The 19195-nt window shown below is 49.1% G+C and carries 24 protein-coding genes; 17 read left to right on the plus strand and 7 right to left on the minus strand.

The features are described from left to right. Positions 1-5 precede the first annotated feature (5 nt). Entirely contained in the window at positions 6-2219 is a 2214-nt protein-coding gene (katG, locus tag AC53GJ_RS20510; protein WP_496730258.1) for a catalase/peroxidase HPI, read from the minus strand. 276 nt (positions 2220-2495) lie between these two features. Here katG and AC53GJ_RS20515 point away from each other — a divergent pair, with 276 nt between their 5' ends. From AC53GJ_RS20515 to AC53GJ_RS20525, 3 genes are all read left to right on the plus strand, one after another. Then, complete coding sequence (locus AC53GJ_RS20515; RefSeq protein ID WP_496730259.1) at positions 2496-2906, plus strand: potassium channel family protein; 411 nt, start codon at positions 2496-2498, stop codon at positions 2904-2906. Positions 2907-2984: 78 nt separating this feature from the next. Next, positions 2985-3809, plus strand: coding sequence for a substrate-binding periplasmic protein (locus tag AC53GJ_RS20520; RefSeq protein ID WP_496730260.1), 825 nt, complete (start codon positions 2985-2987; stop codon positions 3807-3809). 153 nt (positions 3810-3962) lie between these two features. Continuing rightward, a complete protein-coding gene (locus tag AC53GJ_RS20525) occupies positions 3963-4955 on the plus strand; it encodes a branched-chain amino acid aminotransferase (protein WP_496730261.1) in 993 nt (330 codons plus the stop codon). Between the two features lie 77 nt (positions 4956-5032). Here the strand turns inward: AC53GJ_RS20525 and AC53GJ_RS20530 are convergent, their stop codons facing one another. Next, positions 5033-5923 (minus strand): LysR family transcriptional regulator, encoded by an 891-nt coding sequence (locus tag AC53GJ_RS20530; protein WP_496730262.1) that lies wholly within the window; start codon positions 5921-5923, stop codon positions 5033-5035. A 114-nt stretch (positions 5924-6037) separates the two neighbouring features. Between AC53GJ_RS20530 and AC53GJ_RS20535 the strand changes: the two genes are divergently transcribed. The 5 genes from AC53GJ_RS20535 (at position 6038) to AC53GJ_RS20555 (ending at position 8742) form a co-directional block, all read left to right on the plus strand. Then, positions 6038-6802: an SDR family oxidoreductase gene (locus AC53GJ_RS20535; protein WP_496730263.1), complete on the plus strand. Its 765-nt coding sequence runs from the start codon at positions 6038-6040 to the stop codon at positions 6800-6802. Between the two features lie 153 nt (positions 6803-6955). Then, the gene (gene bamJ / locus AC53GJ_RS20540) at positions 6956-7426 is read left to right on the plus strand and encodes a BamJ family beta-barrel-assembly machinery protein (RefSeq protein WP_496730264.1); all 471 of its coding nucleotides are present in this window, start codon (positions 6956-6958) and stop codon (positions 7424-7426) included. A gap of 159 nt (positions 7427-7585) precedes the next feature. Beyond that, positions 7586-7891: a DUF2845 domain-containing protein gene (locus AC53GJ_RS20545; RefSeq protein ID WP_496730265.1), complete on the plus strand. Its 306-nt coding sequence runs from the start codon at positions 7586-7588 to the stop codon at positions 7889-7891. A gap of 120 nt (positions 7892-8011) precedes the next feature. Next, positions 8012-8509 carry a hypothetical protein gene (locus AC53GJ_RS20550; protein WP_496730266.1) on the plus strand — a complete coding sequence of 166 codons (498 nt, stop codon included), beginning with the start codon at positions 8012-8014 and terminating at the stop codon, positions 8507-8509. Next, on the plus strand, positions 8509-8742 hold the full coding sequence (locus tag AC53GJ_RS20555; RefSeq protein WP_496730267.1) for a helix-turn-helix transcriptional regulator: 234 nt from the start codon (positions 8509-8511) through the stop codon (positions 8740-8742). Before AC53GJ_RS20550 ends, AC53GJ_RS20555 begins: the two co-directional genes overlap by 1 nt. A 140-nt stretch (positions 8743-8882) precedes the next feature. Here AC53GJ_RS20555 and AC53GJ_RS20560 read toward each other — a convergent pair whose 3' ends face one another. The 4 genes from AC53GJ_RS20560 to AC53GJ_RS20575 all read right to left on the minus strand — a co-directional run bounded on the left by AC53GJ_RS20560 (position 8883) and on the right by AC53GJ_RS20575 (position 11599). After that, positions 8883-9551, minus strand: coding sequence for a DUF799 domain-containing protein (locus AC53GJ_RS20560; RefSeq protein WP_496730268.1), 669 nt, complete (start codon positions 9549-9551; stop codon positions 8883-8885). Further along, positions 9548-9904, minus strand: a complete 357-nt coding sequence (locus AC53GJ_RS20565) for a DUF4810 domain-containing protein (RefSeq protein ID WP_496730269.1) — start codon at positions 9902-9904, stop codon at positions 9548-9550. The genes AC53GJ_RS20560 and AC53GJ_RS20565 overlap by 4 nt, the downstream gene beginning before the upstream one ends. 11 nt (positions 9905-9915) lie before the next feature. Continuing rightward, positions 9916-10587, minus strand: coding sequence for a CsgG/HfaB family protein (locus tag AC53GJ_RS20570; RefSeq protein WP_496730270.1), 672 nt, complete (start codon positions 10585-10587; stop codon positions 9916-9918). 280 nt (positions 10588-10867) lie between these two features. Continuing rightward, complete coding sequence (locus AC53GJ_RS20575; protein WP_496730271.1) at positions 10868-11599, minus strand: sporulation protein; 732 nt, start codon at positions 11597-11599, stop codon at positions 10868-10870. Positions 11600-11981: 382 nt separating this feature from the next. On the opposite strand from AC53GJ_RS20575, the gene AC53GJ_RS20580 reads away from it, so the two are divergent. Both AC53GJ_RS20580 and AC53GJ_RS20585 read left to right on the plus strand, forming a co-directional pair. Further along, positions 11982-12995 (plus strand): DUF1852 domain-containing protein, encoded by a 1014-nt coding sequence (locus AC53GJ_RS20580; protein WP_496730272.1) that lies wholly within the window; start codon positions 11982-11984, stop codon positions 12993-12995. Then, positions 12995-14035: a methionine synthase gene (locus AC53GJ_RS20585; RefSeq protein ID WP_496730273.1), complete on the plus strand. Its 1041-nt coding sequence runs from the start codon at positions 12995-12997 to the stop codon at positions 14033-14035. The genes AC53GJ_RS20580 and AC53GJ_RS20585 overlap by 1 nt, the downstream gene beginning before the upstream one ends. 144 nt (positions 14036-14179) lie before the next feature. Here AC53GJ_RS20585 and AC53GJ_RS20590 read toward each other — a convergent pair whose 3' ends face one another. Continuing rightward, entirely contained in the window at positions 14180-14668 is a 489-nt protein-coding gene (locus AC53GJ_RS20590; protein ID WP_496730274.1) for a fasciclin domain-containing protein, read from the minus strand. 538 nt (positions 14669-15206) lie between these two features. Here AC53GJ_RS20590 and AC53GJ_RS20595 point away from each other — a divergent pair. The 7 genes from AC53GJ_RS20595 (at position 15207) to AC53GJ_RS20625 (ending at position 19164) form a co-directional block, all read left to right on the plus strand. Beyond that, the gene (locus tag AC53GJ_RS20595) at positions 15207-15410 is read left to right on the plus strand and encodes a hypothetical protein (RefSeq protein ID WP_496730275.1); all 204 of its coding nucleotides are present in this window, start codon (positions 15207-15209) and stop codon (positions 15408-15410) included. 156 nt (positions 15411-15566) lie between these two features. Then, positions 15567-16013, plus strand: a complete 447-nt coding sequence (locus tag AC53GJ_RS20600; RefSeq protein WP_496730276.1) for a hypothetical protein — start codon at positions 15567-15569, stop codon at positions 16011-16013. A gap of 5 nt (positions 16014-16018) precedes the next feature. Further along, a complete protein-coding gene (locus AC53GJ_RS20605) occupies positions 16019-16306 on the plus strand; it encodes a hypothetical protein (protein WP_496730277.1) in 288 nt (95 codons plus the stop codon). A 203-nt stretch (positions 16307-16509) separates the two neighbouring features. Further along, complete coding sequence (locus AC53GJ_RS20610; protein WP_496730278.1) at positions 16510-17367, plus strand: RHS repeat domain-containing protein; 858 nt, start codon at positions 16510-16512, stop codon at positions 17365-17367. Beyond that, a complete protein-coding gene (locus AC53GJ_RS20615; protein WP_496730279.1) occupies positions 17364-17729 on the plus strand; it encodes a hypothetical protein in 366 nt (121 codons plus the stop codon). The genes AC53GJ_RS20610 and AC53GJ_RS20615 overlap by 4 nt, the downstream gene beginning before the upstream one ends. A gap of 584 nt (positions 17730-18313) precedes the next feature. Beyond that, positions 18314-18721 (plus strand): DUF3037 domain-containing protein, encoded by a 408-nt coding sequence (locus tag AC53GJ_RS20620; RefSeq protein WP_496730280.1) that lies wholly within the window; start codon positions 18314-18316, stop codon positions 18719-18721. Then, positions 18655-19164: a hypothetical protein gene (locus tag AC53GJ_RS20625; RefSeq protein ID WP_496730281.1), complete on the plus strand. Its 510-nt coding sequence runs from the start codon at positions 18655-18657 to the stop codon at positions 19162-19164. The genes AC53GJ_RS20620 and AC53GJ_RS20625 overlap by 67 nt, the downstream gene beginning before the upstream one ends. Positions 19165-19195 lie beyond the last annotated feature (31 nt).

Below are 19195 nucleotides of genomic sequence, written 5' to 3' on the forward strand. Positions count from 1 at the left end.
CTTGGCTAATCCACCCGATCCAGCTCCATCACTTTGTGCCAGACCTTGGCAAACTCAGCAACAAAACGGGATTGTCCATCAGCCGCCGCATACACTTCAGCCACAGCCCTGAGTTCAGCATGCGAGCCAAACATCAGATCAACCGGACTGGCGGTCCATTTCAAGCGCTGGGTTTTCCGATCCAAACCGTCATATTGACCGGCTTTATCCGCTGAAGGCTGCCACTTGGTCGCCATATCCAGCAAATTGACAAAAAAATCGTTACTGAGTACCCCTGGCCTGGCCGTGAAGACGCCATGGCGGACACCACCACTGTTGGCATCCAGCACCCGTAAGCCGCCAACCAGCACTGTCATTTCCGGTACTGTTAACTTCAGCTGCGCAGCTTTTTCAATCAGCGCTTCGGCTGGCGACAGACGACTTTGCGCGCTGAAATAATTACGGAAACCATCGGCTTGTGGTTCCAGCACCGCAAATGAAGCCACATCGGTCTGCGCGGCACTGGCATCCATCCGGCCAGGTCGGAATGGCAGCGTTAACGGCACGCCAGCCTGCCTGGCGGCTTGTTCAATGGCGGCATAACCGCCCAGCACTATCAGGTCGGCCAGGGAGACTTTTTTGCCGCCACTCAAACTCTGGTTAAACGCCTGCTGCACTTTTTTCAGTTGGCTCAGCACTTTGGCTAACTCAGCCGGATCGTTGGCTGACCAGTCTTTTTGTGGTGCCAACGCCAACCGGCCGCCATTGGCGCCACCCCGCATATCGGTGCCGCGATAACTGACAGCCGCTGCCCAGGCCGTTCTGACCAATTGCGGCACGGTCAGGCCACTTTGCAGCAAACGCTGTTTTAACGCACTGATATCCGCTTCGGTCAGGAGCGGGTGATCCAGTGCCGGGATCGGATCCTGCCAAATCAAACTTTCCGCCGGCACTTCTTTGCCCAGATAACGGCCTTTAGGTCCCATGTCGCGGTGCGTCAGCTTAAACCAGGCTTTGGCAAAAGCTAGTTGGAATGCGGTTGGATCATTTTTAAACCGCAACGAAATTTCCCGATAAGCTGGATCTTCTTTTAAGGCCAAATCGGTGGTGAACATAATAGGGGCATGGCGTTTGGTTTTATCGTGGGCATCCGGCACCAGTTTGGCGCCCTGGCCATTGGCCGGGATCCACTGGGTGGCACCAGCCGGGCTTTTGGTTTTTACCCAGTCAAAGCCAAACAGATTATCCAGGTATTGGCTGGTCCAGGCGGTCGGATTCACCGACCATGCACCTTCCAGCCCACTAGTGACGGTATCTTCAGAATGACCTTTACCGCATTTATTGTGCCAGCCAAAACCTTGTTGTTCAGTGCTGGCTGCTGCCGGCTCTTTGCCGACACAGTCCTCGGGTTTGTGCGCGCCATGGGCTTTGCCGAAGGTATGACCGCCAGCGATCAGCGCCACCGTTTCTTCGTCATTCATCGCCATCCGGCCAAAGGTATCGCGGATATCCTTGGCGGCCAGTAATGGATCCGGCACCCCATTTGGCCCTTCCGGATTGACATAAATCAGTCCCATCTGCACAGCGGCCAACGGCTTGGCCAATTGACGGTCGCCACTGTAGCGTTTGTCATCCAGCCATTTCTTCTCGCTGCCCCAGTTCACTTTTTCCGCTTCCCAGTCATCCAGCCGGCCACCGGCAAAACCAAAGGTCTGAAAGCCCATTGACTCCAGAGCGACATTCCCCGTCAGCACCATCAAGTCAGCCCAGGAAATTTTACTGCCGTATTTTTGTTTCACCGGCCATAACAAACGGCGGGCTTTGTCGAGGTTGACGTTATCCGGCCAACTGTTAAGCGGTTCAAATCTTTGTTGTCCGCCACCGGCACCGCCACGGCCATCAAAAATCCGGTACACCCCGGCCGAATGCCAGGCCATCCGGATCATAAATGGCCCATAATGGCCATAGTCTGGCGGCCACCAGTCCTGCGGAGTGGTCAGCAGGGTTTTGATATCCGCTTTGACGGCAGCCAGATCCAGGCTATTGAACTGACTGGCATAATCGAAGTCAGCGCCATAAGGGCTGGACGACGGCTGATGCTGCCGCAAAGGGGATAAATCCAGTTGCTCTGGCCACCAGTAACTGTTGTCGGTAACATCTTTTGCCTGCAGTAGTCCTGAGTGGCAACTGACCAGCACGGCCAGTGTCAGCGCGGACAATGTGGAGATTGTTGTTTGCATGGTGCTATACCTGTCCATTATGGCTGCACTGCCTCAAATCAGCCGGATGAAAATTGCGTTGATGCTGTTCACCATTGCAGAGCGGCCAGACACATCAAGCCGCTACTGCAATGGGCAGCATGGTTAAGTAAAGCGGGTTTATCACCAGTCATTGCGATTTAAATTGATAAAGTTAATCTATTATTCTGATGAAAAATAACCTGATCGGCAGCATACTGCCGTCATCATCTTGTCATCAGAGAATTTATTTGTTATCAATTCAGCCGGTTATCACTGATGAATTGTTACATAATGAAAAAAGTACTGATGTACGTCGCCAACAGATTTTGGCTGATTTTGTGTTGTTATCTGCTGAGTTTGATCTTAGGCGCCCTGACCTTCTCTTGGCTGGAAAGTAAAAGCATCGCTGATGGTTTCTGGTGGGCTTGTGTCACTTCGCTGACCATAGGCTATGGCGATTTAACCCCTGTCACCCCGGTCGGGCGCATTGTGGGCATTTTGTTTGGCCATTTCTGGATCTTCGTGGTGATCCCGATGATAGTCGCCAATATCATTATGCATCTGGTGGAAGATAAACATTTATTCACCGATGAAGAACAGCGGGAGTTACTGCAACGGCTGCGTCGGGTCGAACAGTTGCTGGAGCAAAATGCGACATCAAGCGTCCAAAAGTCAACTGCAGACTAATTTAGTTATCGCTGTGATTTGACAGCAGGCCAGATCTTTTTCATGCTGATAAAATCTGTGTTCTGAGGGGCAACTGTGATGCTGCGGTTGATTGCGATAGTGTTGCCAATGCTGCTGAGCTTTGCCACTGTGGCCGAGCCATCGCAGTTGCAGGTCCGGCTACTGACTTCAGAGAAAAAGCCGTTTAACTATCAACAGGAACAACAAGTTATCGGCATTTCGGTTGATTTGTTGCAACTGATGTATGCAGGCTTGTTACCGGCCAGTCCAGAACTGATGCCATGGCCAAGAGCTTATAGCACAGCGCTGCAACGGAAAAATACCCTGCTATTTACCATGGGTAAAACCTCAGAGCGGCTGGCGCAAGGTTTTCATTTTATTGGACCAGTATCCCGTCGGGTGCATTATTTATACGCCATCAGCGACAAATTCCCCGTCATCCGCAGTCTGGCGGATATTAAAAAACAACGGCTGGTTGTTGCAGGGTTAAGAGCAGGCTGGCTGAGTGAACAACTGAAAGCGGCAGGCATCCCGATTGAAACTGTTGGTAATTATCAGCAAGGTATTGAAATGCTGCAGAGAAACCATGCGCAATTGTGGTTATCAACCGATTTGGAACAACAAGTGTTGCAGGCGCATTACCCGCAAGCAGCACGCTTAGTGCCGGTCTGGCGATTGTTGTGTTCAGATAATTATATTGGCGTATCCCCAGGTTCAGATCCGCACCTGGTTCTTTGGCTGCAGCAACAATTTCAACAAGTGATGGCATCAAAGGCCGCCAGCACTGTGCTGCAAAAATGGCAACAGCAGTTGCAATTACCACTGCGACTAAGTCCGGAATTTGGCTTTTATCTGGCAGATTCACACTTACAGCAGTGCCAACTGTCAGCAGAAGCCGGCTGAGTCACGACTCCGGCGCAGATAGTTGATGCCGAAAACAGCAACACTCAGTACAATGCCTGAGCGATTAATCAGATATTTTCCGGTGACAACAACTGGATCTATTCATTTATAACCAGCCCTCAGGCTGGTCATCTAAGCAGCAGGAAGAAAAAAATGGCAGCATTTGGTAGTGTATTTATGCCTGAAATGGCAATGGCCCGTTTTGATGGAAGCGCCTGGCAACAGCCGGCCATAGTGCCCTCTGACAGTATTAGCCTGCATCCTGGCGCCCATGTGCTGCATTATGCCAGTACCTGTTTTGAAGGTTTAAAGGCGTTTCGCCATGAGGATGGCACTATTGCGCTGTTCCGGATGGATAAAAATATCGCCAGGATGCTGCAAAGTTCACAGTTGTTATCTTTACCGGCTTTCGAACCGGCGTTATTAAGCCAGATGATCCTCGATATAGTGCGTCATTTTGCCGCTGACGTGCCGACACCACCGGGTTCCATGTATATCCGGCCCACCCATATCGGCACTGAACCTGCCATTGGTAAAGCGGCCACCCCAACCCTGACCTCATTGCTCTATGTGTTGTTATCACCCGTTGGTGATTATTTCGCTGGTGGCAGCCGGGTGCTGCGTTTGCTGCTGGAAGACAATGCCCGTTGCGCACCGCATATGGGCATGATCAAAAGTGGTGGCAACTACGCCAGTGCGTTACAACCGACCATGCAAGCAAAAGCGAAGTATCAGGCTGATCAGGTGCTGTTCTGCCCGCATGGCGATGTGCAGGAAACCGGCGCCGCCAACTTCCTGCTGATCGATGGCAATGAGATTATCACTAAAGCGCTGGACGCTTCTTTCCTGCACGGCGTGACACGGGATTCTATCCTGACGTTAGCCCGCGATCTGGGCATGACCGTCTCAGAACGGGATCTGACTGTGACTGAATTGCTGGAACGGGCTGCCAAACCAGGCACTGAAGCCGCCTTGTCCGGCACCGCCGCTGTACTGGCACCTGTTGGCACCCTGATCCATGCAGGCCAGGAGTTTAAAGTAGGCTCAGGCGAACCAGGCCCAACCACCGCCCGTTTACGCCAGGCGCTGAATGATATTCAGTGGGGTAAAGCCGAAGATAAACATGGCTGGCTGACCAAAATTTAACGGCTCATTTCATGTGATCAAGGGAGGCGGGGCTGAGTTCTGACCCAATGAGTCCCAATTCCCTTTGTTATGCTTTTTTAGCCGTTGCCGGACAATCGCCGCCGTAAAAAATCAAATAATAACCTGACCCTAGCCGGCACCGGACCGCGCTGTGGCCGATATAATGACAGTGGCCAGGGGGTGGGTTCAAACTCTGCTAACAGTCTGACCAGCTCGCCGCTTGCCAGATAGGGTGCCGCCAGAAAATCAGCCACCTGGCCGATGCCAAGCCCGGCCTTAATTGCCGTTAACTCTAATTCTGCATCGTTCACCAACAACTGCACCTTTGTTGGCAAATAACTGTCAGCATCGCGAAAAAACCAGACCCAGGGCCGGCCAGTGCCAGCATCCAGCAGACTGACTTGCGGATAATCACAGAGCTCGGCCAGCGTCGCCGGACTGCCATGCGTCGCCAGATAAGCCGGACTCGCCACCAGATACAACGCCACTTCCGACAGCTGCACTGCGACAAAACTTTGATCGCGCAGTAAACCGGCGCGGATGCCTAAATCAATTTGTTCATCCACCACATCACTGTGCTGATCTGATAACCGCAGATCCAACCGGATCTGCGGCTGCAGGGCAGCAAACTCCAGTAACAACGGCGTCAGCACAGGCCGGAATGCGGCTGGCGCTGCCAGCCGAACCAAGCCCGCCAACTCCTGGGAGGCCTGGCGTGGACTCAGCAGCTGGTCCAGTTGCTGTAACTGCAACAGCCCGTCCTGATACAGTTGTTCCCCAAAGCGGGTTAACCTCACCTGACGGGTATTGCGATGAAACAACAACTCGCCGGTCAATTGCTCCAACTGCTGGATGGCACGGGTCACCGCTTGCGGCGAGATAGCCAGCTTCACTGCACAGGCCTGAAACTGCCCCAACTCGGCGGCAGCGCAAAAAATCCGCAACAATTCCAGTTTGTTCAGCGCCATCACAATTATTCCTTATTTTGGAATTCTGAAGTCTTAATTATTCCATTTTAAAACAAATGAGGCCACCCTACACTGCAGTTGTGGCACAAACTTAGAACACTCTGGAGATTATTTATGCAGACCCAAACAACAAATTTTGCCGGCATCAACGATAAAGTCGTATTAATCACCGGCGCCAGCAGTGGCCTGGGTGAAAGCAGCGCCCGCTTACTGGCCAGTCGTGGCGCCAAGCTGGTGTTAGTGGCACGCCGGGCTGAGCGGTTAGAGCAGTTGGTCAACGAAATTCGTGCCGCCGGTGGCGACGCGGTCTACCAGGTGGCAGATGTCAGTCGCGCTGCCGATTTAGTGGCCGCTGTGCAACTGGCTGTCAGTCAATATGGCCGGCTTGATGTGATGATCAATAACGCCGGTCTGATGGCCATTGCGCCGATGAGCGAATGTCGCACTGACGAATGGGACCGGATGATTGATATTAATATCAAAGGGGTGTTGTATGGCATCGCCGCTGCACTGCCGGTGTTTGAAGCTCAGCAAAGCGGTCATTTTATTAATATTTCCTCAGTCGCTGGCATCAAAGTATTCAGCCCAGGTGGTACTGTGTACAGCGGTACCAAATTCGCCGTACGCGCCATCAGTGAAGGGTTACGGCATGAAGTGGGAGGTCATATCCGTACCACCACTATTTTACCAGGCGCGGTTGAGTCAGAACTGAAACACGGCAGCGGTCATAGCGCCAGCGCTGAATTTGTGCAGGCGTTTTATCAGCAAAACCAGATCCCAGCGGATTCCGTGGCCCGCGCCGTGGCCTACGCCATTGAACAACCGGCCAATGTTGATATCAACGAAATTGTGTTACGGCCAACAGTGCAGGAGTTTTAAGTCTCAGATCCGGCGCCGGCAAGGGGCGCACTGCATCTTACTGCAGATCGATAGCGCCCCTTGTTGACAATACAGACCGGTTTCAACCCGCAACCCCTTGTTTCAGGTCAATCTTTTTATGCTAAGCTGTGCTTTTCAGTGACTGGAACTGCTATGAAAATCGCTTTAATCATTTTTGCTATCGTATGTATCGCTTATTACTTTTATCAAAATGCCAACAATCAACAAACTGCTGGTCTGAATCAGGAAAAGGGTCTGGCCTTTTTAGCAGAAAATGGCAAAAAAGAGGGGGTCACCACCACAGCTTCGGGCTTGCAGTATCAGGTGTTGCAAGCAGGTGACGGCGAGCACCACCCCAGCGCCACTGATACAGTGCGGGTGCATTATCATGGCACTTTAACCGACGGCACTGTGTTCGACTCTTCAGTGGAACGCGGCGAAACTATTAGTTTTCCATTAAATCGGGTGATCCCGGGCTGGACCGAAGGGGTGCAATTGATGAAAACCGGTGACAAATTCCGCTTTTTTATCCCGGCCAACTTAGGTTATGGCGCTCGCAAAGCTGGCAAAATCCCGCCAGGTTCAGTGCTGATTTTTGATGTTGAGTTGTTTGAGATCCAATAAGCTGCCAATTAAAAATCACCAGCCTGCCTGCATTAGTTTAATTCTCAAGCCATCGCAGCATAGCAACCCCTGTGCTGCTGTCCCTAAAATAATTTGTATTTTCGTTGCGCCTATTCTAATTTGAGCTGAAGCCTCTCAGATCAAACAGGGATATCAGTGATGTCAACTTCCGTTTATGCTTTGTTGTTCCTATCAGCCTGCAGCAGCTTTGTCGCCTGCGCCGAAACCTTAAACTGTGGTAATGATTTTGTGCAGCTCGGTGAGAATAAAGCAGCAGTCGTGCTGAAATGTGGTGAACCGCAATATAAAGACAGTTTCTGCCAGCCTGATCGCAAAGCTGTGGCCGCTGCTTGTGAAACCATCGATCTCTGGACCTACCAGCCAGGCTCGGGCCAGTTTGTGACCACACTGAAGTTTGCCAGCGGCAAAGTCGTGGCCATTGAATACGGTGAGCGTATTCCTTAGCACCGCAGTGCTGACCTCGCCATCAGCCCAAAATGTAACCCTTAGGTATCAAAAATAGTTGACAATGATACCTAAAGGTTTCATATTGATACCTGAAGGTATCAGCTTAAGGGGAACATTATGTCAAACTGGACTATTCAGGATCAAGAAAACTCAGTCAAAGCGGCGGCCACCGGCGCTTGTTTTGTCAGTTGGCTCAGCGGTATTTGGTTGCTGGAGCAAATCAGTTTGTGCTGGCCTGAGCTAAAAGGCGTGAATACTGCTTTGTCGATAGCACTGCTGGTGACGGTCGGCTGGTTTCTGCGCAAAATAGCGCAACAGCCCGGATTTCTCAGTTATGGCTGGCGCATTCGCGAAATTTGTGGCGATTTTCAGGATGAATATTTGCGGGCCAGTTTTCAGCGAGCCACCAGCCGCGCTTTTTATCTGATGACCGTCATTGCCTTCATCGGGCTGGTCACGCCGGATGTGGTGGCGAATTTTGCTGAGCCCACGCTGGTTTCAAATCAACTCTTTCCGCTGTTAATCCTGTTTAGCGGCAACCTGAGTTTTTATTTGCAACTGCGTGGCGTGCTGGATGATTCGGTAGACGAAACCAGCACAGGAGCAGCCGGCTAATGACCGAAGCAAGCTTATATAACCGTATTGCTGAACTGCGCGCGGCCAGAAATCTGTCACAACAACAACTGGCCGATGCGATTGGCGTGTCACGTAAAACCATCAGCACAGTGGAAACCAGCAGATTTACTCCTTCAGTGCAAATAGCATTGCAACTGGCCCGCTATTTTGCAGTGCCAGTGGAGCAAATTTTTAGTCTGGAACCTTTTTATACCATGCCAGCAGTGCAATAGCCGTCAATGGCATTGAACCGGCGAAGAGTGATAATTGGTTGTTCCAACCTACTGATTTATAAAGACTCACTGTAGATCGGACTGCCCGGCATTACCGGGGCAGTCCGACTGTTTTATTCAGAGCTACCGACAACTACAGCTTATTTGGCCGTTGCTTCTTTGCCATGTTTTGGCGAACGCGGGCCATATAACAAACCATTTTTCGCCGCTGGTGATAACAAGCGCTCAGATGCAATACCTGCGATCTCGAAGCCCGTGTCCATCGCGGTTTCCATAATTTGCGTCACCGCGGCTTCCACCAACATGCCAACAATACCACCGCCGCTATTGTTATTTTGTTCACTACTGGCGGCTCTGGCACTGCCTTGCCATAAAATCTCGTTGGTTTTACTGTCGGTCAGTTTCGCTTTCACCTCGACCACAGTATCACTGGTCAGTACATTATATGAAGTGCCATATTCCTGCACCTCGATATACATCACAGCATCAGCACCAAAGATCTGATTGAGCTTTGTTGAAGAAACTGTGTGGATGTCTTCAGCCACTGTCAGGCCATTGTTTTTGAAAGTTTCATCCACCAGCGCCACCGGAAACACATAATAACCGGCTTCCGCCAATGGCACAGTGACATTGGCTAATACGCCGTAAGGTGCAATCACTTCAGTGGTATGGTTGATCGGTGGCAGCACCAAAATTGATGCTGGATTACTCTTTTTAAACGCGGTGTAATCCATCGGCGCCTGGGTGCTGGCACAACCTGACACAATCATCGTCAATGCTGCCGCCGCAAATAATTGCATCTTGCTCATGATTTACCTGCTTTCGCATTCTTCAGTAAAAAGTCGATATATTGTGCAGATTCCGGATACAGCTGCTTCTCTTTTAATAAATAAGCAATACCGGTATCCTTTTGACCGCTTTCAATATACAAATAGCCTAAATGCGCATACAAACCAGGGCCGATCTGCAGTTTTTTTGCCGTACTCTGCGCAATAGTTTGTTCCAGCGCACCAATTTCTTCGGTCACGGCAGAATCTTCATTTTTAAAATGGGCGTACACATTAGTCTGGTAACTGCCGTAGTGATATAACGGCTTGGTCGACTGGCAACCACTCAGTGTTGCGACCAGCACAGCCAGCACAGTAAAAAATTTTAAATTCATCAGCAGAGGTCTCACTGCGGTTGCCATTGGTTATTTTGGATGCCCAATACCAGATTATTCACCGCTTCACGCATGGCTAAATCCAGTACTTTGCCGTTCAGAGTGGCGTCATAACTGGCAGAACCACCAAAGCCAACCACTTCGCGATTGGACAAACTGAATTCACCGGCGCCCATCACTGAGTAAACGACGGCTGAGGTTTCGACATCGACAATGTTTAACGCCACTTTGGCATAAGCCACTTGTTCTTTGCCTTTACCCAGCAGACCAAATAATTGTTTATCACCCGTCTGTTTGCGACCGAACTCAGTCACATCGCCAGTCACCACATACTTTGCCCCAATCACATTCTGTTTGGCGCCGGCAAACTGCGCTTCTTGCGATAACTCGGCCATATTGGCGCGATCCATCACAATAAACCGATTGGTTTGTTGTAAGTGAGTCAATAAAATTGTTTTGGCTTGTGAACCAAGCTGATCGATTTCGGCATTAAAAATGCCATTTTGAAAGTTAGAGCGATTCTGGAACTTACCGACCACCAGTTTACTTTTCTGGCCTTGATAAGCCTGGTAGCTCGCTGCAACTTTGGGTGCTTCAATAGTGCGGGATGACTCAGTGGCGGTACAACCAGCTAACACCAGCAGCGGCAGTAAAACAGCAAAAGCAGAGAATTTACTTTTCATTTATATGTCCTTTTAGAGCAAAATGGGAGGAATAATAACAGACTAGCTACATTGAAGCAGCGGCAAGTTATACCCAGCCTGAACAAACAGCAGTTTTTGCCAGCAATGTTCGCTCGCCAAGTCACCGGGTTTGCCCATGTTCTGCCCATCAGGCTAGATAAGAGGTGACAGCAGCCGGCAGCCGCAGCGAGCAATCTACCGGCAGAATATCAACTTAAGCAGTTGAATTTAAATAGTTTAATAAAAATACCAACCAGCGCCTGGTGGGAGTAACGCCTGCCTAGAGCACCGACCGCAACGCGGCCTGTACTTCACTCTGACTGCTGCGTGGCGACAACCGAATAATGCGGTAACTGTCACCGCGGAAACTGCGATCAACTTCGACCAGCAGCAGAGTATCGGCACCGTCTGGTAAAAAGGATAATTCCACTTCTTTAATGCCCGATAACCACTGCCGTGGCCGGAATTCAAACTCCTGGTAACAACCACTTTTGCTGCGTTTACCCGAGGCTTGCAGATAACCTTTTTCCACATCCACCTTTTGCAGCTGATACCCCAGCGCCAGCATGGCTTCAATACAGTTGAGCTGCAGCGGACTGGCGTCGATGCGCAATACATCCTGATCCGATGGATCCAGCGCCATATCGATGTCAGCTTCGGTCGACAACCATACTTTGCCCACAGTGTGATGCGGTAAATGCGTCACCGGCAACTCGTCGGTTACACACAATTCAAACGGCAACTGATGCTGTGCACCTGCCGCAACCAGCATCGGATCGGCCAGGTGAAAGCGCTGCAGCGCTAAATTCTGATAATGATCGCCGTTGTCGGAACTAACTTTGACTCTGGTCATCAATGCCAAATCAAAGCCATTGATCTGCTGCGCCACAGCTCCGCCCTGAATTTGGATCTGCCCTTGCAGGCGACCGCCAGGGACACATTGATTGCTGTGTAACTGGGTATCGATTTTACAGGCGCCGATACCGGCTGAAGCGAGTAATTGTTTAAACATGCAATGATCCTGTGTGCTGAAAAGGGTTTTCAGCCCCTATTTATCCGCTGACCGCAGTTTTAGCAAGCAGCAGGCCGCTTTTAATTGTTAACAAATATGACCGCAGACCGCAGAACAACATGCACTGCAGCGCAAGGACAAACCCGGTACATGAGAAATCCTCAAGCAGAATTGCAGATTATTCATTTTTCTTCCTGCCAACGTCGGCGTATAAAGCTTGCTAAGCACTGAGCTTCAGACGTATAGACTTCCATAACTCAATAACTTCAACGGCACCTGGCAGCAACAGCAGTCGCCAGGGCTGCCGGGCAACATCGACCAGTGAAGACAGAGCACGCCAGCAAGGCTGCTTTTGTCTCAGAGCAATGCAGCAGGGATCACTATGAGCACAGATTTCACATTTTCAATTAAAAGTATTTGTTTTGATGAGCATTATTCACCATCAGACAAAACGCGGCTGACCACCAACTTTGCCAATCTGGCGCGCGGCGACAGTCGTCAGCAGAATCTGCGCAACACCTTGAAAATGATTAATGACAGGTTTAACGCGCTGGCGCATTGGGACAATCCGGCGGCAGACCGTTATCAGGTGGAACTGGAAATTATCTCAGTTGATATTCAACTGGAGCACAATGCCAGCACTTTTCCATCCATTGAAGTGTTAAAAACCAATATCATTGACCGGCAAACCAATAGCCGGATTGAAGGCGTGGTTGGCAATAACTTTTCTTCCTACGTGCGGGATTATGATTTCAGCGTGTTGCTGTTGGAACACAATAAAAATCAGCCGCAATTTAGCATTCCGGATAATTTTGGTGAACTGCATGGCCGGTTATTCCAACATTTTGTCCATTCAGCCGCCTACAAAAACAACTTCAAAAAACCGCCGGTGATCTGCCTCAGTGTGTCCGACAACAAAATTTATCAGCGTTCTGCCAATCAGCATCCGGTGCTGGGGGTTGAATATTTGCCGAATGAGTCGTCTTTAACTGAACAGTATTTCCAAAAAATGGGCTTACAGGTGCGTTATTTTATGCCTGACAGTTGTGTCGCCCCTTTGGCTTTTTATTTCTTTGGCGATTTGCTGAATGATTATAGTAACTTGGAGCTGATCAGCACCATCAGCACTATGGAAACCTTTCAAAAAATCTACCGGCCGGAAATTTATAACGCCCACGCTGCCGCAGGTTTGCGTTACCAGCCGAATTTAAAGAGTCAGCAACACTCCCTGACCAAGATTGTCTATGACCGGGAAGAGCGCAGCAAACTGGCCATTATGCAGGGCAAGTTTGCCGAAGAGCATTTTATTAAACCTTACCAGGCCTTTTTGACGCAGTGGTCGGCGCAATATGCGTCAGCACGTGCAAGCAGCAACAACAATTCAGCGCGGTATTAATGATGAAAAAACTATTACCTACTTCCACTGCCGGCAGTTTACCCAAACCATTGTGGCTGGCCCAGCCTGAAACCCTGTGGTCACCATGGAAACTGCAAGGCGAAGAACTGATTGATGGCAAATGTGATGCACTGCGCATCGCCTTGCAAGAACAACAACAGGCGGGCATTGATATCGTCAGTGATGGTGAACAAACCCGGCAACATTTTGTCACCACCTTTATCGAACACCTGAACGGTGTCGATTTTGCAAACCGCCAGACGGTGCGCATCCGTGATCGCTACGACGCCAGTGTCCCGACAGTGGTAGGACCGGTGTCCAGAACTAAGCCGGTGTTTGTCGAAGATGCCAAATTTTTACGCAGTCAGACCGATAAACCAATCAAATGGGCGCTGCCAGGCCCAATGACGATGATTGATACCTTGTACGATGCCCATTATAACAGCCGGGAAAAACTGGCCTGGGAATTTGCCATCATCCTGAATCAGGAAGCCCGCGAGTTAGAAGCCGCCGGCGTCGATATTATCCAGTTTGATGAGCCAGCCTTTAATGTGTTTTTTGATGAAGTGAACGATTGGGGCATTGCCGCCTTAGAACGCGCCATTGAAGGACTGAAATGTGAAACCGCAGTGCATATCTGTTATGGCTACGGCATCAGCGCCAATACCGAGTGGAAAAAAACCTTGGGTTCCGAGTGGCGGCAATATGAAGCCGTGTTCCCGAAACTACAAAAATCCGCCATTGATATTATTTCGTTAGAATGCCACAACTCGCATGTCCCGCTGGAATTGCTGGAACTGATCCGCGGTAAAAAAGTGATGGTGGGCGCTATTGATGTGGCCAGCAATGTTATTGAAACCCCGGAACAAGTGGCAGCAACCCTGCGTAAAGCACTGCAATTTGTCGATGCCGATAAACTCTATCCCTGCACCAACTGCGGCATGGCACCGTTATCGCGTCAGGTGGCCAGAGGCAAACTGCAGGCGCTGAATGCCGGTGCCGAAATCATCCGGCAAGAACTGCTGGCTGCGGCCAGATAGCGCACCTGGACTGGCCCGGCGCTGGCGCAGGTGCTGGTGCAAACCAACCGGTGCGAGCAATAAACTTTGCTGTGAGGTATGTTGGACTGCCGCGACGCGGCGAGTCCAATTACCAAACCGACAGGTTTTGCGGATCACATTCAATTAGCCTTTTGGCAGCACCACAGTGTCAATCACATGGATCACACCATTGCTGGTTTCGATATCGGTGCTAATCACCTCGGCGCCATCGACAAAAACTTTGCCATCTTTGACTGCAATGTTCAGTGCCTGACCTTGCACTGTGGTGGCAGAAGATAGTTTCACCACATCAGCGGCCATCACTTTGCCCGGTACCACATGATAAGTCAGCACTTTTGCCAGGGCGGCTTTGTCAGCCAGCAACCCTTTCAGCGTGTCGGCCGGCACTTTGGCAAAAGCGGCGTCATTGGGCGCAAATACAGTAAAAGGCCCAGTGCCTTTTAACGTATCAACTAATTCAGCTGCTTTGACCGCTGTGACCAGCGTCGTAAAATCACCAGCCGCCACTGCAGTGTCGACAATATCCGTTTTGGCGCTGCCAGCATGCACAGCACCAGCGACCAATAAAGTTGCAGAAAACACCGCAGATTTGATTAAGACAGAGAGCTTCATCGTCATTTCCTTACGCTTGAGGTTGAACAAAAAATCCTCAGTCTTAACGCAGCCAGTGACGATAAAGATCAAAACTATATTTTTGTAATGGGGCTGAACTAAATAGGGTTTTATTCGTAAGGTGGCGCAGCAATGTGGGGTTAGCCAACAAACACAGCCGGGCTGGCATGCCACAGCAACAGGGCGCGCCCAGCACAAACCTGGCCTGCACCAGACAGGCGCAACACAATGTTACAAGCAACAGGGCGCGTGACGTTATTTAATGTGTTGAGCCAGATGGCATTTTTTGTCAAAAAAATATCTAAAATTTATCACCGGTTATTTATCAAAAACTGACATGCAACCATTGCCGCAGATAGCGAACTTCACTTATGTTGTTGGAGTGTGCTCACTATCTGTTACACCTTGCTGCAACCGATAACAAGCCGCTGGCGGTTATGAGACTGCGGCACATATTCGGCAAATAGCTGTACCGTGCCAATACACTAGATTTCAAACAGAAAACTAACAGCGTTAAGCTTATTCATAGGACTGTGATATGAAAAAAACACAACCATCATTTAACAATCACTTGCCAACACTGGATCTGCTGAGTCTGCAGTTGGCTGCATCTGTTGCTGGCGGAAATACTGGTGCGTTAATAGACGCGACTAAAGGAACTACGCCTATTTATGCAACCAGCACAGCTGAATCTCCGGCAATTCCAGGTGGTAATGGTACTCGTCCGCCAGTGGGTGATTAACGTAGTCCTTTAGCTTGGAAGGCCCAGCCTATTACTGATTGAACAGAGACTTATAAAATGGATTTATCGGTGTTAAACGATTTTCTGGCTGCAATCAACACTAAAAGCTCATTAATAGCGGTGAACAACTCAGTGTCCCTGTTATGTAGCCTGCTGTTGACCTTTGTGCTATTGACCGATAAAAAATTTAGTTCATCATCGATCGGGATCTTAGTGCTTTGCTTAGGCAAGGGATTGGAAAGTATTGCAATACCAAACTTGGGACAAATAGCATCAACCGAAGCACTGCTGAATTATTTTGTCTGGTATGGTGGCTGGATGGGATTGCATATAGTTTGTCTGATGTTGTTATGGAAGTTTCACCGCTTTTATCAACTCCGGCTGTCCGACGTGTCGTTACTTCTTGTTTGTTATTATGTGGCGTCAAGCTTACTGCAAGTGATTGATTTTGTAGATCGTGCAACTTTTGACACCGGATTTTTTGCCACTTTTTATCAGTTAGGCAACTTGTTGCTAGACACTTTAGTAGCCCCAGCAGTTGGTTTAATATTGTTCCGCGAATATTACCAACGCCGCCGCCAACTAATGTTGCAGGAGCGCTAAGCAATATGCTGATTGCCATAACCTTAATGATGTTTGCCGTTGTCCTGTATCTGGCGCGCCAGCTACTGAAGCTGCGTGGTGAACCACAAATTTATGCGGAAGTGGCGCAAGAACTGCACCTGCGAGCCCATGAGTTACTGGTGCGCAAAGACAAGCTGGAAACCAACCAGCAGATGGTCGATTTAAACTTTGAAAAAGATAAGTGGAAAAACGACCTGGCGCAATATATGGACGAATTTGAGCACGAAGCGCTGCAACGCCGCCGTGCCCACCTGAGCAATAAACCTAAATAGCCAACAACGGCTTGGCAACATAGACTTCAGGGTCACATTAGTCCTGACCCCGTGCGTTGTTACCGCCTCGGCAAAACGCAAATTCCCCACCAGCAGATCGCAGACAATTAAGTGGGCAGCCAGAGTTAAATAAGTGGCTGTCCATGATTGCACCCTCAAATGAAACAAACCATGGTTTTTGGCTGATTTTTAAGGAGATAACCATGTTTAAACTGATACAGGCTGCGCTGCTGTTGCTCGCTCTGCTCTCGACCCAGACGCCTGCCGCCACCACTGTGCGTTATCAGCATACGGATATTTTGGGCTCTGTGGTCGCAGAAACTGACGCCGCCGCCAATATCATCAGCCGCAGCCATTATGAACCCTTCGGCAAACGCTCAGCAGGAGATAAAGCCGGCATCAGCTACACCGGACACCTGCAAGATGAAGATTTAAATCTTATTTATATGCAGCAGCGGTATTATGACCCAGTGATTGGGCGTTTCTACTCGAATGATCCGGTTGGGTTTACCGCATCGAATCCGATGATGTTTAACCGGTATGCTTATGCGAATAATAATCCGTATAAATACACGGATCCTAACGGTCGGAATCCGGCACTATTAATCAGACCATTACCGATTGCCCCACCTGTTGGCGGCAATGTACAACCCCATATTCCGGGACATCCTGGTGTACCTTCCAGTTCAGGTGGTTCTCCTAGTGCTCCAAATGTGCCATTAATTACAACATCGCCAATAACATCAGCTTTAGTAGCAATTGCACAATCGGTAATTTCGGGGTCAGATAGCTCTAAAGAGCAAAAAGGCCAAGGTCAACCAGAAGTAGGTGAATGCCCTTCATGTGGTGGTAAAACGACTGATCGCGAAGGAAAAATTGCTCAAGATCATGGTATGACATCTAAGGAAGTTAAAAACTCTATTCATGGCTTAAAAAATGATGCAAATATGCCAAATAATTCCAATGTCGAAGTGTGCAAAGATTGTGGAGAAGTTTTTCCACAAGGTTCGGATGGAACTCTTGGAGACTCTATTGGGAACATTAAAGAGGAACAACAATGATAGAATTTACTGTGCATATTAGGATAATATCAGAGATGTTATCATTGGAAGATATTGTTTCATATGCAGGCCAATCATCCTCAGGATACTCTATCAACAGTTTAGATAGAAATGGCAAACCTAGGCCATTCACATTATGGGTGTATACAATAGAGAACGTTGGGCCAAATCTCGAAGAGCTGATTGACCTTGGATTAAATGTTATTGATACAGCGTTTAAATCTGGACTGGAACAATCGAAGTGTAAAATAAATATAAACTGCTCTTGTATTTCCGATAATGGACAAGGTGGGATAGATTTAGATTATTTAACACTTGAGAAATTAGTTGCGAGGAAACTATCGATAGGTTTTATGCTGTGATTCAGAGCGAAGAAGACTCAGCCTCAGTTAGTTATCGCTTCTAAAAAATATAAAAGGACACCCATAAATTGTTACAGCAATTGGGTTTTACAAATGACAATTAGGAAAAATTATGCGCTTTACTGTCGTTTACCAACCTGGATTTGCTAGCTGGTTACCAAATAAAACCACCAGCGAACGGTTAAATAGCGAGTTGATAAAAATTCAGAAAGAAGGAACTCAGGTTATCTCCGTTACGCCCGTGTTCAACTTCTTGGGTATGATAATTACCTATGTGTTATTACTCGAAACGGACGTAACCCAATAATTGAACAAGTAGCCCCCCAACGCATAAACGTTTGAGGGCAGGTCAAAAGCATTAAAATCTACCTGCCAATCAATACCTCACCCAAGGTTTTTCCTCAGCGCTTGGGGTGTTAACAAGCGTCAAGTGGTCGCGGTAGGCTAGAGATTACACAGTATGGTTTTGCCCAGTATGCTGCCAGTCTGCCGCAAGAATGGCTATTGGCAGAGCCTGATTATTTGGCTCAGATCACCGCCACTTTGGCATTATTCAGCACAGACGAATTTTGGGAGGCTCTGATATGAAAACTTTGTATCAGTACGCAATAGTCAGGTTTTTACCTCATGCGCAGACGGGCGAATTCGCCAACGTCGGCATTGTGCTATGCGCCCCCGAGCATGCTGTATTTGAATTCCGGCTGGCACCCGCCCGCTTTGCCCGCGTCACGGATTTTTTTGAAGATGTGGACGGCAAGTTATACAAAACCACCATTAACACAGTGCAAACCGAGTTAAACCGCGTCAAAGACTACGCCGCCACTGTGTTACCCAGAGAGTTGGTCGCCGTGATGCAGGAATTAGTACGGCCACGGGAAACATTGGTCCATTCTTTTGTATTAGCTCAGACCTTCGCACTATGCTGGTGGATAAAAAACCTGCGGCCATTGCCGACCAGTTATTTGAACAACTGGTCCACCGTACTTTTTTAACAGAAGCCTATCAGGAACAACTGATGGTGCGCGCCATCCGGGCGCAGCTGAAAACAGAAAAGCTGACTCATTTTAAACAGCAGCCGTTAGTCGGTCGTTTTGAAGAAATCACCTTGCCGCTGATCGCTAAAACCAACTACACCTTTGTGATCCGCCCGCTGGCCTTCCAGCAACAAAACGCCACCAAAATGATGGACCATGCCCAAACCTGGCTCGGCCGATTCGACCGTTTGGCGAGAAACGACGTACTGAAAACACAAAATATCCTGCTACCACTGCAAGGCCCAACCAGCACCAATCCTAAACTGACCGGCGCATTTATTGAAGTCAGCCGCGAATTCGAACAGTTAGGTTTTAATACCATCCCATATCATGACACCAAAGCTATTAGCAACTTTGCCAAACAGGCTTTAGTAGCGGATGGGTTTGAGCTTCGGCATTAAAGCGGATAGATGACTTAGTTCCGAAAAAGAA

The sequence above is a fragment of the Rheinheimera sp. B2H12 genome (assembly GCF_059620065.1).

Excerpts from the sequence above, each read along its gene's own strand:
- AC53GJ_RS20560 (WP_496730268.1), bottom strand. The coding sequence starts at position 9,551 with ATGAGCAAGATGCAATTATTTGCGGCGGCAGCATTGACGATGATTGTG.
- AC53GJ_RS20585 (WP_496730273.1), top strand. The coding sequence starts at position 12,995 with ATGATGAAAAAACTATTACCTACTTCCACTGCCGGCAGTTTACCCAAA.
- AC53GJ_RS20570 (WP_496730270.1), bottom strand. The coding sequence starts at position 10,587 with ATGAAAAGTAAATTCTCTGCTTTTGCTGTTTTACTGCCGCTGCTGGTG.
- AC53GJ_RS20555 (WP_496730267.1), top strand. The coding sequence starts at position 8,509 with ATGACCGAAGCAAGCTTATATAACCGTATTGCTGAACTGCGCGCGGCC.
- AC53GJ_RS20565 (WP_496730269.1), bottom strand. The coding sequence starts at position 9,904 with ATGAATTTAAAATTTTTTACTGTGCTGGCTGTGCTGGTCGCAACACTG.
- bamJ (WP_496730264.1), top strand. The coding sequence starts at position 6,956 with ATGAAAATCGCTTTAATCATTTTTGCTATCGTATGTATCGCTTATTAC.
- AC53GJ_RS20535 (WP_496730263.1), top strand. The coding sequence starts at position 6,038 with ATGCAGACCCAAACAACAAATTTTGCCGGCATCAACGATAAAGTCGTA.
- AC53GJ_RS20575 (WP_496730271.1), bottom strand. The coding sequence starts at position 11,599 with ATGTTTAAACAATTACTCGCTTCAGCCGGTATCGGCGCCTGTAAAATC.
- AC53GJ_RS20595 (WP_496730275.1), top strand. The coding sequence starts at position 15,207 with ATGAAAAAAACACAACCATCATTTAACAATCACTTGCCAACACTGGAT.
- AC53GJ_RS20550 (WP_496730266.1), top strand. The coding sequence starts at position 8,012 with ATGTCAAACTGGACTATTCAGGATCAAGAAAACTCAGTCAAAGCGGCG.
- AC53GJ_RS20520 (WP_496730260.1), top strand. The coding sequence starts at position 2,985 with ATGCTGCGGTTGATTGCGATAGTGTTGCCAATGCTGCTGAGCTTTGCC.
- AC53GJ_RS20590 (WP_496730274.1), bottom strand. The coding sequence starts at position 14,668 with ATGAAGCTCTCTGTCTTAATCAAATCTGCGGTGTTTTCTGCAACTTTA.
- AC53GJ_RS20620 (WP_496730280.1), top strand. The coding sequence starts at position 18,314 with ATGAAAACTTTGTATCAGTACGCAATAGTCAGGTTTTTACCTCATGCG.
- AC53GJ_RS20615 (WP_496730279.1), top strand. The coding sequence starts at position 17,364 with ATGATAGAATTTACTGTGCATATTAGGATAATATCAGAGATGTTATCA.
- AC53GJ_RS20580 (WP_496730272.1), top strand. The coding sequence starts at position 11,982 with ATGAGCACAGATTTCACATTTTCAATTAAAAGTATTTGTTTTGATGAG.
- AC53GJ_RS20545 (WP_496730265.1), top strand. The coding sequence starts at position 7,586 with ATGTCAACTTCCGTTTATGCTTTGTTGTTCCTATCAGCCTGCAGCAGC.
- AC53GJ_RS20525 (WP_496730261.1), top strand. The coding sequence starts at position 3,963 with ATGGCAGCATTTGGTAGTGTATTTATGCCTGAAATGGCAATGGCCCGT.
- AC53GJ_RS20610 (WP_496730278.1), top strand. The coding sequence starts at position 16,510 with ATGTTTAAACTGATACAGGCTGCGCTGCTGTTGCTCGCTCTGCTCTCG.
- AC53GJ_RS20530 (WP_496730262.1), bottom strand. The coding sequence starts at position 5,923 with ATGGCGCTGAACAAACTGGAATTGTTGCGGATTTTTTGCGCTGCCGCC.
- AC53GJ_RS20515 (WP_496730259.1), top strand. The coding sequence starts at position 2,496 with ATGAATTGTTACATAATGAAAAAAGTACTGATGTACGTCGCCAACAGA.
- AC53GJ_RS20605 (WP_496730277.1), top strand. The coding sequence starts at position 16,019 with ATGCTGATTGCCATAACCTTAATGATGTTTGCCGTTGTCCTGTATCTG.
- katG (WP_496730258.1), bottom strand. The coding sequence starts at position 2,219 with ATGCAAACAACAATCTCCACATTGTCCGCGCTGACACTGGCCGTGCTG.